The sequence below is a fragment of the Methanothermobacter sp. K4 genome (assembly GCF_022014235.1).
Classification (GTDB): domain Archaea; phylum Methanobacteriota; class Methanobacteria; order Methanobacteriales; family Methanothermobacteraceae; genus Methanothermobacter.
In genome coordinates this window covers 204,480-221,903 of the sequence record NZ_JAKLTD010000002.1, presented here as the reverse complement: position 1 = coordinate 221,903, position 17,424 = coordinate 204,480, and the positions used below count along the sequence as shown (strand labels likewise).

The following is a 17,424-nucleotide window of genomic DNA, read 5'->3' as shown; positions in this document are numbered from 1 at the left end:
TTCTTTTTCGTCTGGTTGGTCCTGTTCTAGTTGGTTTAGTAGTTCCAGTATTTCTTTTTCGTCTGGTTGGTCCTGTTCTAGTTGGTTTAGTAGTTCCAGTATTTCTTCGTCGGGGTTTTTCTTCCTCTTTATGTATTCTTCATAAAATTCGTATTCCTCATCAATGTATTCATCCATATACTCTGGATCCATCAGGTATTCCTCTGGAGCGAGGTCAGATTCATCATAATCAGGTTCGGGGTCCATCACGTCGTCAGGTTCATCCATCATTCTTGGCATCGGTTCTTCATAAGATTCGTCATCTTCCACATAACATTCGTCATCTGAAGTCTCCGGCTCGTTCAGATCCCAGACTGGCATTTCTGAGTTATCCAGGCAAGGTGCTCCAATACTTTCAAAGAAGTCTATTAACTCACCGAGGTTCAGCATTCTCATAAAACACCCCCTTTTATACATTTCAAATATTGGTATTTATCTTTTATTTTTTAGTTGCAATATGCAAAGTTTTTATATCAGTTTGGGGGTGGTAGGTTGATGTTATGACTTTAAGGAACATGTTTTAATTACACGTGATCCTCTGAAATGAATACTGGAATACCTGAATAAAATAATTGAAGAGCTGGCTTAAATTGAATGCCATTACTGAGTGAATCACCCTTCATGGGGTTCCAGTATTTTCTGAACAGTTTCAAGTCCATCAAATGGCACCAGGAGTTCAGCCCTTTCTGTATGGTGGTAGGAACAGTAACGGGCCTGACCTGTTTCATCATCCCTTCCATTGTAGAAGTAGCAGATGTCATCAACGTTGATTATAAGAGGTAATAGCTCCATGTGATCCCTCTTGTGCTCTGTTACAAGATAGATCCTGCTGCTGTCCATGGGCTCATTGCTCTTTATCTTCACTGCCCTGAACGGAAATTTTGTTGACATGTACCTCTTAACGGTGTATTCATAGACCCCACCATTCAGGACGCCCTCACCTGGAATAACAAGAGATGTTCTACTGTAAATATCACCCATAATATCCCTGAGTTCCAGCAGATAACCTATCAGTATACTGTAACGTTTCCTGTACTCATCCTCAGATACACGGGGCCCATGACCCTCCCATGTGTTCCGGTATCTTGAAACTTTCCTTAGAATTGTCGGGATATCAGGATCCGAGAGTACCCTGAGGAACTCATCATCAGGTTTTCCGAAGGATTTGCGGATCTGATTCCTTGTGTAATTATCATTAAGAGCCATTCTAAGTATTCTACTTAATTTAAACAGTTTTGTTGTCCAGTTCCCAAAGGTCGGCCTGTAAAACCACTCTTCCATTGAATCACTTAGAGATTCCCTCAATTTTTCCTGGAAGAGTATACCATAGGATGAAAGGCCACTCAGTATAAGATTGAAATTGAACTCCGATAGCACCTCAAAGAATTGCAGAAGATATTTGACCCGGGTCTCGTACTTATCAGATGCCAGACCCGCCCATATAACTGATGCAAGTGGAAATGGAAGTTTTTCAGCCCATTTTTCAACTTCAAAGTCGCTTTCATCCTCTGAAACATCCTGGGGGATGTCAATGTTCTCCTCCATGTCCTCGCCGAGGTGATGGTATCTTTCAGCGGTGTTAAGTATTATGAGGTTCTGCATGGTCCTTGTTATGGCGGTATATATCACCGAGTCGAGGTTTTCACCGTGACTCCACTTTTCAGGAATCCAGATTATCACGTTTCTCGCTTCCCAGCCTTTAAAGCTGTGTATGGTACTTATCTTCATTCTATTATCTGAGGCAAATATTCTCTTATTGGAATTTTTATCATTCTCCCTAAATAGGTGATCTGTTTTCTTATTGTATGCTCTGAAAAATTCTGCAACCCGCAAGCCCATCTCATTTGTGGGTACAAGTACCACTATGTCAGAGTCATTGGCACCTTTGTTCTTAAGTGACATGTAGGCCTCAAATATCTCAGCGTCCCAGTCATCGGGATTCACATTCTTCCATATGACGGAGCTTTCACTGAAGAGTGTTTTCTGGCTGACGTCAAACTGGCTTTTATTCAGTTGAAGGAATGATTCCCCAAATTTACATGCGAATTCAGATATTTCTGGCGGTAACCTGTGGATGGTTCGAAGCTCCCTCCATTTACCCCTGAATTTCACCCTGCCTGCACCGGACATATCATCAACCCATCCAAGGTCCCTTTCATAGATATTCTGTGTTTTATCACAGACAAAAAAAAGCTCGTCCCTGTCTGTGAGGAAATTTGATAGTAGATCATACCATTCCCATTCAAAATCCTGACCCTCATCAATCAGTATTGCATCAAACCTGTAATCTGATATGTCATAATCCCAGATTGACTCAAGGAGGCATTCGACGGGGTCCTGGGAGTCGCAGGGGATTCTAAGCTCATTTATAATGTCTGAACAGAAACCATGAAAGTGCCTGAATGTGAGGAGTGACCAGTCAAAGTTGTAGGGGGTCTTATCCACCATCTCCCTTATGTGGTACCATAATGTGCGGTTGAATGTGACTATGAGGACCCTGTGACCTTCTGCAGCGAGTTTCGCTGCTCTATGGGCTATTACAAGAGTTTTACCACTTCCCGCGACACCTTTGAGTCTTCTATGGCCTGGTTCTGGGTTTGCATGCCTCTGCTGCTCTTCTGTAAGATGGATTCCTGTTCTTTTGTCCCTGTGGTATGGTGGTATTATCCATGATTCAAGTTCCGAAGCCCATTCTGGTCTCATATATCTACTTTTCTTGTACCTTAATGCTGGTATTATGAGTTCAAGGCAGTCTTCAGAGAGGGAGTCATATCCAGCGCAGCTTACATATCTCTCATAACCGTTGAATGTTTCCTCAACATCATCAGTTTTCATCCCATCAACATATATTCCCATCCTTACGATACCGTAAATTTTCCGGTCTTCATCTGTCATCTCCCCCATGGATGGGATTAGCTGCTGTATAATCTTCTTTTTGTAGTATTCAAGGCGCTTTATTTCGGTTTCAGGGTCTCCATCTGCATCATCGAGGACACTGTAAACCATGATCCCCACCATGGGATTAACGAGAATAAGGTCGGGTCTGGAACCATTGAGGTGGGGTTTAAAATACAGCTTCCAGTCATCTGGAAGTTTTTCCCTGAGAAAAGAGATGAATCTTTCTTCACCAGAGCTCAAGTTCCTCGTCTTCTCCTGTGGAATATAAACCCTCCCTTCACTCAACAAACAACCCCCTGTTTATTGAAGAATATTCATGTTTCATTTTCACATTCATAGGTTAAATACTTGCTACCATTGACGCCATCAATCTAAACGGTTAACTAATAATTCACAATACATATATTCTTATGAAGAACCATCTGGTGGCCCATATTCTGAACCGTGTTGCTGACTACATGGAACTCAGGGGCGATGAATTCAGGACAAAGGCCTACAGGAGGGCCGCGAGGACAGTGGAATTTCTAGGGGAGGACATAGAGGATGTGGCAGCCCAGGGGAGACTTAGGGAACTCCCGGGTATAGGGGAGAACATCGCTGCAAAGATAGAGGAGATACTATCCACGGGTTCACTCTCACTCCTTGAGAGACTGGCTGGGGAATACCCGGTGGACCTTGACTCCCTCCTCTCGGTGGAGGGTGTGGGTCCCAAGACTGTTAAACTCCTCTACGAGGAACTGGGGATAAAGACACTGGACGACCTTGAGGAGCAGGCAAGGAGGCACCGTATAAGGAGGCTCAGGGGGATGGGTGAGAAGAGGGAGGCCATGATACTCCGTAACATTGAACTTGCAAGGTCAAGGATCTCCAGGAGACCCCTAGCCTACGTGGTCCCCCTTGCATCCAGGATAAAATCAGAGCTCCTTGAACTTGAAGGTGTCAGGAGGGTTGAGGTGGCAGGCTCCATAAGGAGGGGCCGGGAGACCGTAGGGGACATCGACATACTGGTGACAGCCACCAACCCGGAGGGTGTCATGGACCACTTCACCTCCATGGACCTGGTTGAGGAGGTCGTGGTTAAGGGCCCCAGGAAGTCAACCGTCCGCCTCAGGGAGGGCCTTGACTGTGACCTCAGGGTCTTCGATGACGAGGTCTTTGGCTCGGCACTCCTCTACTTCACAGGCTCATGGGAGTTCAACGTGGAGCTACGGAGGATAGCAATCTCCTCCTCAATGAAGCTCAGTGAATACGGCCTATTCAGGGGGGATGAGAGGGTCGCCGGGAGGACAGAGGCCGAGGTCCTGGAGGCACTTGGCCTGACGTACATTGAACCTGAGCTCAGGGAGAACCGTGGCGAGGTGGCCGCAGCATTAGAGGGGAAACTCCCTGACCCTGTAAACCTCTCAGATATCAGGGGAGACCTCCACATGCACAGCCTGTTCAGTGACGGCATCGATGCAATGGAGTACATGGCAGAGTACGCATCCATCCTGGGGAGGGAGTACATTGCCTTCACTGACCATGCAAGGTACATCGATGACATTGATGCTTACATGAGGGCCGCCGATCGTATCGAGGACGTGGAGGTCCTTGCAGGTGTTGAGGTCAACATACTCCATGATGGAAGCCTCGAGGTCCCGGATAGAATCCTGCAGGACTTTGACCTGGTGGTTGCAAGCATCCATGACCCAGGGAACATCACAGAGAGGCTACTCAGGGCAATGGAGCATGACCCTGTGAATATAATAGGCCACCCCACCGGCCGCATACTCGGGTCACCCGAACCAGTCGTTGACATGGAGAGGGTTGTTGAACGTGCCTCTGAACTTGGAGTTGCCCTGGAGGTGAACTCCAACCCCCTCCGACTGGACCTAAGGGACACCCATGTCAGGATGGCGGTTGAGGCAGGCTGCAGGATCGCAATAAACAGTGACGCCCACTCAAGGGGGGCCCTTGAGAATATCAGGTGGGGTGTTATAACCGCAAGGCGCGGCTGGGCAGAGTCAGACGATGTAATAAACACCATGGGTATCAGAGGGCTCAGAAGGTGGCTTCGCGGGTAGGGTGAGGGTTATGACATCAATTCTGATCGTGGAGGACGAGGCACTCATAGCATCAGACCTTCAGATGAGACTGGAGGATATGGGTTATGATGTGGTGGGTGTTGCAGCTACAGGTAAAGGGGCCCTCAAGCTGATAGCAGAGAAGAGACCCGACCTTGTGCTCATGGATATAGTTCTGAGGGGTGAGATGGATGGTGTGGATGTGGCCCGTAGGATAAGGGACCTCAGGGTCCCGGTGGTGTTCCTCACAGCCTACTCTGACCCTGAGACCATAGGGAGGGCCAGGAGGGCCGGGGCCTACGGTTACCTCCTCAAACCCTACGATGACCGCACACTTAAGGTGACAGTTGAAACAGCACTCAAACGTTACCGGGCGGATATAAGGGACCTCCTGAAGGTTCCCAAGGAGAGGAAGACCGGGGCAGTCCCGGGGGTCCTTGTGGTGGAGGATGAGGCTATAGTCGCAGCCGACCTTTCACATAAACTGGAGGAGGCAGGGTTCAGGGTAGTTGGTGTTGAGGATACAGGTGAGGGTGCTATTTCAGCGGCCTCAGAACTCGAACCTGACGTTGTGATCATGGACGTCTACCTCAGGGGTGAGATGGATGGTATAGAGGCCGCGGAGGTGATACAGGGTGAGCATGGCATTCCAGTAATATACCTCACAGCATACTCCGATGACTCAACCCTCTCCAGGATACTCGAGACGGAACCCTACGGTTACCTCCTCAAGCCCTTCAGCACCGAGCAGCTGAGGGCCGAGATCGAGGTGGTCCTCCAGACCATAAGGGACATGGAGGATTACTCAAGGAGGATGCATGAGGTCATCGTCACCAAGGCCGAGGAGATGAAGATAGAGAAGACCGGTGTCTTCTTTGTATCCTCGGTGATACTGGGACTTGCAGCCTACGGCTTCATAACATGGAGCATGACCTGGCTCATGTACACACTATTCATCCCCGTAGTTTACAGCCTCCTGCACCTTACCTTCAGCTTCAGGGACCCTGAAATACCCCTTTCTGATTCAATGCCCATGGTGAGCATCATAGTCCCCGCCAACAACGAGGAGAACACAATTGAGAGGTGTGTTGAGACCCTCTCATCACTGGACTACCATGTTAACGGGAGGAGGAACTATGAGATCATAGTTGTGAATGATGGTTCAACGGACCGTACCGGTGAGATACTCGAGGATCTCGTGAGGAGGTACAGGCACCTGAAGGTTGTAACAAGGAGGGCCCCCTTTGCATTCAATGGTAAGGGGTACGCCCTTAACGATGGCGTCACAATGGCCGAGGGAGACATCATAGCGGTCTTTGATGCCGATGCAAGGGTTGAACCGGACTTCCTCAGGAACATAGTACCCTACCTTGATGGGGATGATGTGGCCGGCGCCCAGTCCCGGGTGAGGATGTACAATGCAGATGAGAACCTCCTCACCAGGATGCAGGACATTGAGTTCGCCATATTCGGCAACGTGATAATGAGGTCAAGGATGAACATGGATGTCCCGACCTTCCTTGGGGGTAACGGCCAGCTGGTCAAGAGGAGGGTGGTTGAGGAGATAGGGGGTTGGGATGGCTACGCTGTCACAGAGGACCTCAACCTCAGCGTCAAGCTGATGCTCAGGGGGTACCATGTCAGGTACTCCCCTGAGGCTGAGGTCTTCCAGGAGGCTGTGAGTGAGTGGCCGGCCTTCTTCAGGCAGAGGACCCGCTGGCTCACAGGTAACCTTGAAACCCTCTTCGTATACCTTGCACCGATGATCGATGCCCCCATAGGACTTCACAGGAAGCTCGACGCAATCTTCTACCTCTTCTCAATGTTATTCATAGGATTTGTGATGCTGGGGTACGTTGTGTTCATCCTGAACCTGGCAGGCTTTGGATTCAGGATGGAGGCTCCCTTCATAATTGGACTCATATCCACCATAGCATTCTTCCCCCTCGCAGTGAGCGGTATAAAGATGGACGGCTACAGCGTCCCCCGCACCCTTGTACTGGCCATTGAGTACTGGGCTTACTGCCTCTACCTCCTGCCCCTCTTTGTCATTGCAGCACTTCACATGCTGCGGAGGCGTGAGAGGCGCTGGGCCAAGACGGTACACAGGGGTGAGGGCTGACCATGTCATGGTATCGCAGGTATAGAAGCTTAACACACCCCTGAGCATCCCTGGATATTGAGCTGCTTTACGCAGCCCCCATCAAGCTGACTTTATGATTAAGGTCGTTTATCTCCTTCCAATAAGCAATTCACCACTCCTCCCATCAAGCTGACTTTATGATTAAGGTCGAAAACCACTGGACCTCCGCGGTGATCTGTGTGATAAAATCCATTCAGTCCCGCTTCAGGTTCTTCCTCCCGAAGACCAGGTACAGTGGCACACCCCCCATGATGAGGAGCAGCCCTGCGAAGATTGTCCAGGTCGTGGTGTTCAGAAGGAGGTAGATACAGATAAGGACGCCCAGAACACTCTTCATGGGAACAGGACGCCCCTCCCTCCTTTTGAGTACACCCAGGGAAATACATGTAGCAGTATAGGGAATCAGCAGAGTCAGAACAGAGAGTTCAATGAGCCCCGAAGCTGTGCCGGTTAGCGCCGCCAGGAGGGCTGTGAGGTTCTGGACAAGGATGCTGATGTGGGGCGTCCCGAACCTCCCATGCACCCTGGAAAGGAAACCCGGAAGGAAGCCGTCAGAGGACATTGCAAAGAGCAACCTTGCAGTTGTGAGCATCCCGGCCTCCTCTGAACCTGCAATTGAAAATACAGCACCTGCGGTAAGTATGAGGGCCCCAAGACCACCAAGGAGACTGTAACCCGCAACGGTGAGGGGTGCGCTTGAGGCTGCAAGCACCCTCCATGGTACAAGGCCAAGTATAACAGCATTGGTGAGGAGGTAGAATAGCATCACAAAGACCATACCCAGTGTTATGGCGAGGGGTATGTTTCTCTCGGGATTTTTAACCTCATCTGCAGGGACCGTCACAAGCTCAAACCCGACGTAGGCCCAGAACACAAGTACGGTGACACCGCCAAGGGCACCGAGGCCCATGGGTGCCAGGGGAGTGTAATTACCTGTAAGGGTTGTCGGGTGGAGGGCGAGGTACACCACCCCCAGGATGGCAAAGAGGAGCACAGGCGCCACCTTGAGGACCGTCAGGATATCATTCACCTTACCCGCCCTCCCAACCCCTGAAATGTTTATGAGGGTGAGTGAGACGATGAACAGGACCTTTATCAGGGCCTCCCAGATGGCATTCAGGGGGATGAAGTATTCGAGGTAGTAGACGAAAGCTATGGGGAACACCGCTATGGCGATCCACGAGGAAACCCAGAGCGACCATCCGGTTATGAAACCCGCGAAACGTCCAAGGGTTTCACCTACATAGGTGTAGGGGCCCCCGGTCACAGGGAGGATCCTGGAGGCCTCAGAGAATACAAGTGCAATAACCACTGCCATGAGGCCGGCCAGGAACCAGGCCAGTATGGAGGCCGGGCCAAGGCTACCTGCACCATAGGCAGCCACGATGTAGATGTCGGCCCCCACTATGGTCCCGATTACAAGGTTGATGGTGTCAAAGAGGGTGAGTTCCCTCCGCAGCGGGTTCTTCATGGATTAAATTAAGTGAGATAACCTTAATAGTTGTTCCCGGGGACCGGATGGAAACATTTATAGATGCAGGGAATAAATGAAAAAATTGGACACTCTAACCTTGAGCTTAAGGTATTAAGAGATTACATTTACAGGGGTGGTAGTCTGATAGAGGAGGGATCTGTGATAAGGGGCCCCTTCTGGCCGGAAACGGTCAGGGTGCTGAAGGCAGTGGATGGTGGAGAAAGCATAATAATCTACGGTGTTACAGTCAATACCGGGTCCCCTGTGAGCACAATACTGACCATGGAGGACCTTGAAAGGGTTGAATTCGTGAGAACGGCAGACTTCAGGGCTGATCCACATGAATTCTTCATGGGCATAGAGGCATACCGCCTCAGAAACGCCTCCCTCTTTGACGGCTACCTTGCAATGAACACATCCCGGATAGACCCCCTCCCATTCCAGCTTGAGGCGGTGTACCGCTACGCCCTCAGCATGCCCCGCATGAGGTTCATGATAGCCGACGACCCGGGCGCAGGTAAGACCATAATGGCCGGGATGATCATAAAGGAACTGAAACTCCGGGGAGCCGCCAGCAGGGTCCTCATAGTAACACCTGGCCACCTCAAGGCCCAGTGGCAGCGTGAAATGAGGGAGAAATTCCAGGAGCACTTCGTTGTCGTGGACCGATCATATATGAGGTCAAGGCAGGGTGAAAACCCATGGATGATTGAGAACAGCTACATAACCTCCATTGACTTTGCAAAGCAGGATGACGTGATGGCATCACTATCATCAACAAGGTGGGACCTTGTGGTTGTTGATGAGGCCCACAAGATGAGCGCAAGGGTCAGATCAGAAAACAAAACAGATAAAACAAGGAGGTACAGGCTCGGCCATATACTCTCCAGGACATCAGACCATATGCTCCTTCTCACAGCCACCCCACACAGCGGTGACCCCGATGCCTTCAGGCTTCTCCTGGACCTCCTCAGACCCGGATTCTTCTCAAACCCGGAACTCATACAGGAGGCAAGGAGAAACAGGGACAACCCACTCTTCATAAGGAGGGTGAAGGAGGAACTCAGGGACTTTGATGGGAAGCCCATATTCCCCAGGAGGTACACCCACACCCACAGCTTCAACCTCAGCGACAGGGAGATGGAACTCTACAATAAGATCTCACGCTACATAACAGAACAGTACAACCGGGCCATCTCAACCGACAGGAGGGCCCATGTATTTGCAATGATGCTCCTCCAGAGGAGGATGGCATCAAGCATATACGCGGTTATGATGTCCCTCAGGAGGAAGAGGGAAAGATGCCTCCAGCTAATGGAGGACCTTGAATCCGTGTCCCGGATAGAGGTTCCCGGTGACTACAGCGACCTGGAGGAGAGGAAGATCTGGGAGATCGAAAGAATCCTCGAGGGAAGCACACTGGCGGAGTCCCTCCCTGAACTCAAAGCAGAAGTGAGGACCCTGGAGGGACTTATAGAGGATGCAGAGAGACTCCTGGAATCAGGGACCGAGACCAAGCTCGGGGAGCTTCAGAGGATCCTGGAGGAGATAGGTGATGAGAAGATACTCATCTTCAGCGAATCAAAGGACACCGTCGACTACCTCCTTGAGAGGATAGAGTCCTGGGGGTACAGCGTGTGCACCATTCACGGTGATATGGGCATGGATGAGCGCATAGCCGCCGAGGAGGACTTCCGGAGGAACCGGCAGGTTATGGTTGCAACCGAGGCCGCGGGTGAGGGTATAAACCTCCAGTTCTGCCACATAATGGTCAACTATGACATCCCCTGGAACCCCAACCGCCTTGAGCAGAGGATGGGGAGGATACACCGGTACAAGCAGAGGAGGGACGTCCACATATACAACCTGGTGGCCGGGAACACCAGGGAGGGCCTCGTGATGAGGAGGCTACTTGAGAAACTTGACAGCATCCGCCAGGACATAGGATCAGATAAGGTCTACGATGTGATCGGTGAGATATACACCGAACGCGACATTTCAGGCATAATAGAGAAGACCCTCAGGGGTGAATTGAGGGACGACGAGATAGATGAACTCCTCAAACCATCCGAGGATATCCTTGAGAGGATAATGGATGAGCAGCTTGCAGTTGAGGTCGACTACACCCGCATGAGGGACATAAAGCGCATAATAAAGGAGCGGAAACTCGCACCGGAGTACGTTGAGGAATTCTTCAGAACGGTATTCAGAAGGATGGGGTGGAAGTACACCGAAAGGAAGGGCCTCTACACCATCAGGACACCCCATGAACTGCTTCGCATCTGGAACGATGAACTCAGAAGGAGGTACGGGACACTGAGGAGGGAGTACAGGAACCTCACCTTCAACCCGAGGACAGATGAACACGAGTTCATATCCTTCGGCCACCCCCTCCTCGAGGCCACCATAAGGTACACAGGTAAGAGGTTTGGAGACGCGCTCCTCCAGGGCTCAACCTTCAGGGACCCATCAGGGAGATACAGGGGAACCATATGGTTCTACAGGGGAAGGGTCACAGATGGGAGGAACGAACCCGCAGGTGAAAGGGTCTTCGCCCTCCAGGACACCGGAGAGGAGGTGGTGGAGGTGAGTCCAATGATCCTCTGGGACCTTGTACCCGACAGCCACCCGGTCGAGGATGATGTGAGCGAGGATCGGGCCAGTGCAGCCGCAACCAGGGCCTTGATGAGGTACATGGATAAACTGAGGGATGAGAGGAAGAAGAGAACCGGCATAAAAAGGAAGTACGGCTTGAGATCCATACAGTACCTCATAGACACCTCCCAGGCAAAACTCATCGAATACTACAGGCGCCTCGATGAGGGGGAGGACATGGGCATAGCCATAAGAAATGAGGAGGAAAGACTCGAGGAGTACAGGCACAGAAAGAGGGAACTCGAAAGGGAGATGGAGATGGAGGAGACCCTCACAGCATCACCCCCCGAACTCCTTGGAATGATACACGTGGAGGCCCCTGAGATCCCCGGCAGGGAGGACATAGAGATGATAGGAATGAAGGTCACCATGGACCATGAGAGGAGCAATGGAAGGATACCCGAGGACGTATCAGGGGAGAACCTTGGATTCGATGTGAGGTCGACCTCAGAGTCAGAGGTCAGGTACATTGAGGTCAAGGCGAGAAGCGGAAGGGATAATATTGAGCTTACACAGAACGAGTGGCTCAAGGCCAGGAGGTTCAGGGAGAACTACTGGCTCTACGTGGTCTACAGTGCCACTGAGGACCCTGAACTCATCACCATCCAGGACCCATACGGTAAACTTGAACCGGTGAGGAGAGAGGAAGTGAGGTACATCGTACCCGGTGAACAGATAAGGAGAACGGAGGAATAATCATGGATGAGAGATTTATCGAGAGGACCTTCCCTGTTGCCAGGGTGAGTGAGAACTCTGCACGTGAGAAGAATATAAGGCATGGTCATATTTCCACCCTTCATATCTGGTGGGCCAGGCGACCCCTTGCGAGCAGCCGGGCCACCATCTACGCCAGTCTGATCCCCTCAGCGACGGATGACCTGGAGGAGGTCCGGGTTAAGGGGTTCATTGAGGAGTTGAGTGAATGGGAGAACAGCTTGAATCAGGGGATGATTGAGAGGGCCCGAAGGGATATAAGGGATTATCATGGCCGGCCACCCCGTGTACTGGACCCCTTTGGGGGTGGTGGCAGCATACCCCTTGAGGCCCTCCGTCTGGGGTGTGAGACCTACAGTATGGACCTTAATCCGGTGGCTGTCCTGATACAGAAGTGCACCCTTGAGTACCCCCAGAGGTATGGAGCTGATGAGTCATGGGCTGATGCTGAACCCAGGCTTCTGAGGGATGTTAAGAGGTGGGGGGAATGGGTCCTCAGGGAGGCTGAAGAGGAGCTTTCACGTTTCTACCCGGAGGATGATGATGGTTCAATCCCCGCGGCCTATATCTGGGCCAGGACACTACCATGCCAGAATCCTGACTGTGAGGCAGAGATACCCCTTATGAGACAGTACTGGCTTGCCAGGAAGAAGAACAGGAGAATAGCCCTTAAACCTGTGGTATCAGGTGGTGGGGTTGAATTTGAGATCATGGAGGACCCTGACTTTGACCCGTCTAAGGGGACCATTTCAAGGGCCATCGTAGAATGTCCGGTCTGCGGTTCAACCATACCCGCCAATGACACGAGGCGCCTCTTCCAGGAGGGTAAGGCGGGTGAGAGGCTCATCGCCGTGGCACTCACACATCCCAAGCGGAGGGGTAAAACCTATCGCCTTGCAACTGAAAAGGACCTGCAGGCCTACCTGGAAGCCAGGGAATACCTGGAAAAGAAAAGAAGTGAACTCATGGAGGAGTGGGGAATAGACCCGGTCCCTGATGAGCCAACACCCCTAGGGAAGGGTAGTGGGGCTGAAAGAGCATTTTCTGTTAGAAATTATGGTCTTGACACATGGGGTGATCTTTTCAATGCCCGGCAGAAACTTGCCCTCATCACCTTCACCGAGAAAATCCGCCAGGCCCATCAGAAGATGCTGGGGGAAGGATACCCGGAAGACTACGCAAAGGCAGTGGTGAGCTACCTTGGATTAGGACTGGACAGGATGGCTGATAGAAATGGTTCTCTCTCTATATGGAATAACATAGCTGAAAAACAAGAACACACATTTGGCAGACAAGCTTTGCCAATGGTTTGGGATTATGCCGAAACTAATGTTATAAAAGGCGTTCAAGGCTGGGTAAAACAGTTTTCATATACTATAAATACATTAGAAAAAATTTCAAGATTTTTTTCAAGAAGTTCCAACCCCATTTCTAATGTTGTTCAGGGTTCTGCGGTTTCTCTTCCCTTTGATGATAATTATTTCGACGCGGTTTTCACTGATCCCCCATATTATGATAATGTCCCCTATTCGTATCTTTCAGATTTCTTCTATGTATGGTTGAAGAGGGCGCTGGGTGATCTTTACCCTGACCTCTTCATGACACCCCTCACCCCTAAGAGGGGTGAGATGGTTGCCTACACCAATAATAAGAGTATGGATGAGGCCCGGGAGGAGTTCGAGTCCATGCTCAGGAACTCCTTCAGGGAGATACACCGCGTCCTCAGACCCGGCGGCATAGCCAATATCGTCTATGCCCATAAGACCACACATGGCTGGGAGACCGTTATAAACTCCCTCCTGGATTCTGGTCTGATGGTGACCGCGTCGTGGCCCATATTCACTGAGATGAGGGCGCGTATGCGTGCTCAGGGATCTGCGGCTCTTGCCTCTTCAATTTACATCGTGGCTCGTAAGCCTGATTTTGAGAAGAGCACCGGTTATTATGAGGAGGTTCTGGGTGAGCTGAAGGAGGTTCTGGGTGAGAAGCTGGATTACCTGTGGGGTGAGGGCATAAGTGGCCCGGACTTTTTCATAGCAGCTATAGGGGCCGGCCTGGAGGTTATAGGCAAGTACAGTGAGATCCTCAAGTACAATGGTGAGGTGATCCGGGGGTCCAGGTTACTGGATGATATACGTGCGGTTGCAGCTGACTTCGCCATAAGGAGGATCCTGGATAATGGGTTCGCAGAGGGCCTCTCAGCCCTCACAAGGTTCTACCTATTCTACCGGTGGAACTTCGGAAACTCCACCGTGGAATTCGATGAGGCGAGGAAACTCGCCGGCAGCCTCGGCATAGACCTCCAGAACACCAGGGCAGGCTTCATAAGGATACAGAGGGGTAAGGTCACCGTCCTGGGCCCCGACAAGAGGGAAGAGGACCATGACACCACAGAACTCATAGACGGACTCCACCTGGCAGCCAGATTATGGAGTGAGGGCAGGAGGGAGGAACTCCAGGAACTGCTCCTTGATACCGGCTACGGTACCGATGAAAGATTCTACCGTGTCGCCCAGGCCATAATAGAATTCCTACCAGACTGCAAGGAAAAACAGTGGCTCGAAGGACTCACAGTGAACAGGGACACCATGATAAAAAATCTCAAAGAAAAAACCAGACAGAAAACACTCAGGGACTATTAAAACACAATAAAAACCCTCAAAGAAGAAAAACCAGGTATAAATCAAATTAAGGAGGAGGTTGAGATGAAACCATTTGTGAGAATTGCTGAACCCCATGAGGATATAATGAGGGAAAAACTTCCCCTGGATGTGTTCGCAGCCAACCTCTGGAGCGTCCACATGGGGGATGCTCCAGCCGAGTACAGGGACCCTGAGGTCTTCTTCAGGAAAACCTACATGACCCGTGGACTCAGGAACATAATGGATATCGTTGGTGACAGACTCGAGGGCAGAGGCGGCGACCCGGTGATACAGCTCCAGACACCCTTCGGTGGGGGTAAAACCCACACCCTCATATCCCTCTACCACAGGGCAGCGGAGATGGGGGCCAGGACGGTTGTACTGGCAGGCGACGCCCTGGACGCAAGTGAAACCACACTCTGGGCTGAAATGGAGAGGCAGCTCCGTGGAGAGGTGAGGGAACTTTCAGGGATGACCTCCCCGGGCATGGATAAGATAAAGAGGCTCCTGGATGAGAACCAGCCTGTCCTCATACTCATCGATGAACTCCTGGAGTACACCGTGAAGGCCAGCGGGGTCACCGTGGGCGAGTCCACACTGGCCGCCCAGTTACTGGCATTCATGCAGGAGCTCAGCCAGGCGGCATCATCCCTTGAAAGGGTTGCACTGGTGGTGACGCTACCATCAAGTTCCCTTGAACACTACGATGAATCAGCAGAGAGGATGTTTCATCAGCTCACAAAGATCCTGGGGAGGACCGAGAAGATCTTCACACCGGTGGAGGATGATGAGATCTACTCTGTCATAAGGACGAGGCTGTTTAGGAGGATAGATGAATCAGCGGCAGCTGAGGTGATAGAAACCTTCATTGAAAAGGCAGAATCTGAGGGGATACTCCCTGAGGGCATTGATGCAGCAGAGTACCGTGAGGTATTCAGGAAGAGCTACCCATTCCAGCCTGAGGTCATAGACGTCCTCTATGAGCGCTGGGGTTCATTCCCCGAGTTCCAGAGGACGAGGGGGGTGCTCAGACTCCTGGCAATGGTCGTGAACCAGCTCAGATCATTGAACATACCTGTCATAAGGTTATCTGATTTCCCACTCGATTCAGGTAACCTCAAAAGGGAGTTCCTCAGGTTCACAGGCAGCAACTTCCAGAGCATCATAGCCTCAGATATAACATCCCCTGATGCCGGCGCAAGGATCATCGACCATAAACTCAAGGGCTACGAGCCCTACAGGATAGGGACAAGGATAGCCACGTCAATCTTCCTGTACTCGTTCTCAGGTGGTGGAACAAGGAACGGGGCAACCATAAGGGATATAAAGATGGCCTGCCTTGAACCCGAGATACCCATGTCCATCATAGACGAGGCCCTCAACAGCATGATCGAGAGGCTCTTCTACATACACAGGCAGGTGGACCTCTACTACTTCTCAGGGGAGGCCAACCTTAACTCCATAGTACTCAGGAAGAAGGAGAACATAAAGGACGAGGATGTCACTGAGGAGGAGAGGAGACTCCTGGGTGAGATAACAGGGAAGAAGATATTCAGCGTCTACATCTGGCCTTCATCAACATCCGACGTCCCGGATGACATGAAACTCAAACTCGTGATACCCGTGGACTCCACAGAATGCAGCAGCTTCCTGGAGGCCAAGGGTGGAAATCCAAGGGTCTACAGGAATACCATGATATTCCTGGTGGAGGACGATGCCCACAGGCACCAGCTTGTTGACCATATAAAGACGAAACTCGCATGGATGGCAGTGGAGTCAGACAGGCAGCTATCCCTCACAGATGAACAGAAGAGGGAGGTCAGGGAGAGGATAAAGGCACTCTCAGCGGAGGACAGGGAGAAGATAAGGAACCTCTACAGGATAGTCCTTGTACCATCACGGGCAGGACTCGAGAGGCTGGACCTGGGAATGGCAAGCTACGGTGCAGACATCAAGGTGGACTATGAGATAAAGAGCAAGCTCATGGAGGAGGACAAGCTCCTCGAATCCATGGAGCCAGTGATAATCGAGAGGAGGTACCTTGAGGGTGACTACATTGAGACCGAGAGGATACTGAAGAGCCTCTACACCACACCAGGTGCCATGAGGATAACCTCCCCTGAGGTACTCGGGGCCGCAATAAGGCTGGGTGTGAGAAGGGGACTGTTTGGTCTCGGAGTCCTTGACGGCGAACCCAACTGCACACATCTCAATGAGGACTGCACTGTATCCCTGAAGTCACCTGAGATAATAGTGAATCCAGAGCTCTGCGAGAAGTGCCCCCCGGATACCATAGAAGTGGATGTCAGTGAACTTGAAAAACTGGCCCAGGAGGAAAGGGCAACACGTGAAATACTTGAGGAGTATACAGAGAAGTATAGGGAGAAGGGATGTGAACCTGAAAGGGTTGAGGAGAAACTCAGAGAGACAATAGCTGAGGGTGTGAGGGCAGGTAAGTTCAGGGTCGATGGCAGGGAGGTGCCAGAGTTCGCACCGGATGAGAAACTGCAACCCATGGAAGAAAATGGAGATGGACCTATCAGGGGAATTGAACTGGAGTTCAGAGCCCCCCTCGACAACATGTTCGATATCATCAAGATCAAGAGGACCCTCAGCGAGGACTTCAGCAACCTGGATGCGGTGGCAGAGATAAGGATAGTGGCCAGTGATGGGGAGATGAAAGAGGAGAAGTATGACAGGATCCTTGAAACCTTTGAACAGCTCGGAATCGAGTTGAAGATTATACGAAGGTAGATATCCTGGTGGATAGGGAAAATCCACCGATCCCTCCTTATC

At 51.1% G+C, this 17,424-nt stretch carries 8 protein-coding genes; 5 read left to right on the top strand and 3 right to left on the bottom strand.

The features are described 5' to 3' along the window. Together L5462_RS04790 and L5462_RS04785 are read right to left on the bottom strand one after the other, a co-directional pair. On the bottom strand, positions 1-435 hold a 435-nt coding region (locus L5462_RS04790), incomplete at its 3' end, for a hypothetical protein (RefSeq protein ID WP_237779676.1). 216 nt (positions 436-651) lie between these two features. After that, a complete protein-coding gene (locus L5462_RS04785) occupies positions 652-3,045 on the bottom strand; it encodes a UvrD-helicase domain-containing protein (protein WP_237779675.1) in 2,394 nt (797 codons plus the stop codon). A 302-nt stretch (positions 3,046-3,347) separates the two neighbouring features. Between L5462_RS04785 and L5462_RS04780 the strand changes: the two genes are divergently transcribed. Both L5462_RS04780 and L5462_RS04775 read left to right on the top strand, forming a co-directional pair. Continuing rightward, on the top strand, positions 3,348-5,000 hold the full coding sequence (locus tag L5462_RS04780) for a helix-hairpin-helix domain-containing protein (protein WP_237779674.1): 1,653 nt from the start codon (positions 3,348-3,350) through the stop codon (positions 4,998-5,000). A gap of 10 nt (positions 5,001-5,010) precedes the next feature. Further along, on the top strand, positions 5,011-7,122 hold the full coding sequence (locus L5462_RS04775; RefSeq protein ID WP_237779673.1) for a response regulator: 2,112 nt from the start codon (positions 5,011-5,013) through the stop codon (positions 7,120-7,122). 214 nt (positions 7,123-7,336) lie between these two features. On the opposite strand, the gene L5462_RS04770 is transcribed toward L5462_RS04775, so the two are convergent. Next, on the bottom strand, positions 7,337-8,614 hold the full coding sequence (locus L5462_RS04770) for an amino acid permease (protein ID WP_237779672.1): 1,278 nt from the start codon (positions 8,612-8,614) through the stop codon (positions 7,337-7,339). Positions 8,615-8,677: 63 nt separating this feature from the next. On the opposite strand from L5462_RS04770, the gene L5462_RS04765 reads away from it, so the two are divergent. The 3 genes from L5462_RS04765 to L5462_RS04755 all read left to right on the top strand — a co-directional run bounded on the left by L5462_RS04765 (position 8,678) and on the right by L5462_RS04755 (position 17,382). After that, on the top strand, positions 8,678-11,968 hold the full coding sequence (locus L5462_RS04765; protein ID WP_237779671.1) for a helicase-related protein: 3,291 nt from the start codon (positions 8,678-8,680) through the stop codon (positions 11,966-11,968). A 2-nt stretch (positions 11,969-11,970) separates the two neighbouring features. Next, positions 11,971-14,628 (top strand): DUF1156 domain-containing protein, encoded by a 2,658-nt coding sequence (locus L5462_RS04760; RefSeq protein WP_237779670.1) that lies wholly within the window; start codon positions 11,971-11,973, stop codon positions 14,626-14,628. Positions 14,629-14,691: 63 nt separating this feature from the next. Next, positions 14,692-17,382: an ATP-binding protein gene (locus L5462_RS04755; protein WP_237779669.1), complete on the top strand. Its 2,691-nt coding sequence runs from the start codon at positions 14,692-14,694 to the stop codon at positions 17,380-17,382. The last annotated feature ends 42 nt before the right edge of the window (positions 17,383-17,424 follow it).

Bases quoted from the DNA above. Each gene is read 5' to 3' on its own strand.
- L5462_RS04760 (WP_237779670.1), top strand. From the start codon at position 11,971: ATGGATGAGAGATTTATCGAGAGGACCTTCCCTGTTGCCAGGGTGAGT.
- L5462_RS04785 (WP_237779675.1), bottom strand. From the start codon at position 3,045: ATGGTTTACAGTGTCCTCGATGATGCAGATGGAGACCCTGAAACCGAA.
- L5462_RS04770 (WP_237779672.1), bottom strand. From the start codon at position 8,614: ATGAAGAACCCGCTGCGGAGGGAACTCACCCTCTTTGACACCATCAAC.
- L5462_RS04755 (WP_237779669.1), top strand. From the start codon at position 14,692: ATGAAACCATTTGTGAGAATTGCTGAACCCCATGAGGATATAATGAGG.
- L5462_RS04775 (WP_237779673.1), top strand. From the start codon at position 5,011: ATGACATCAATTCTGATCGTGGAGGACGAGGCACTCATAGCATCAGAC.
- L5462_RS04765 (WP_237779671.1), top strand. From the start codon at position 8,678: ATGCAGGGAATAAATGAAAAAATTGGACACTCTAACCTTGAGCTTAAG.
- L5462_RS04780 (WP_237779674.1), top strand. From the start codon at position 3,348: ATGAAGAACCATCTGGTGGCCCATATTCTGAACCGTGTTGCTGACTAC.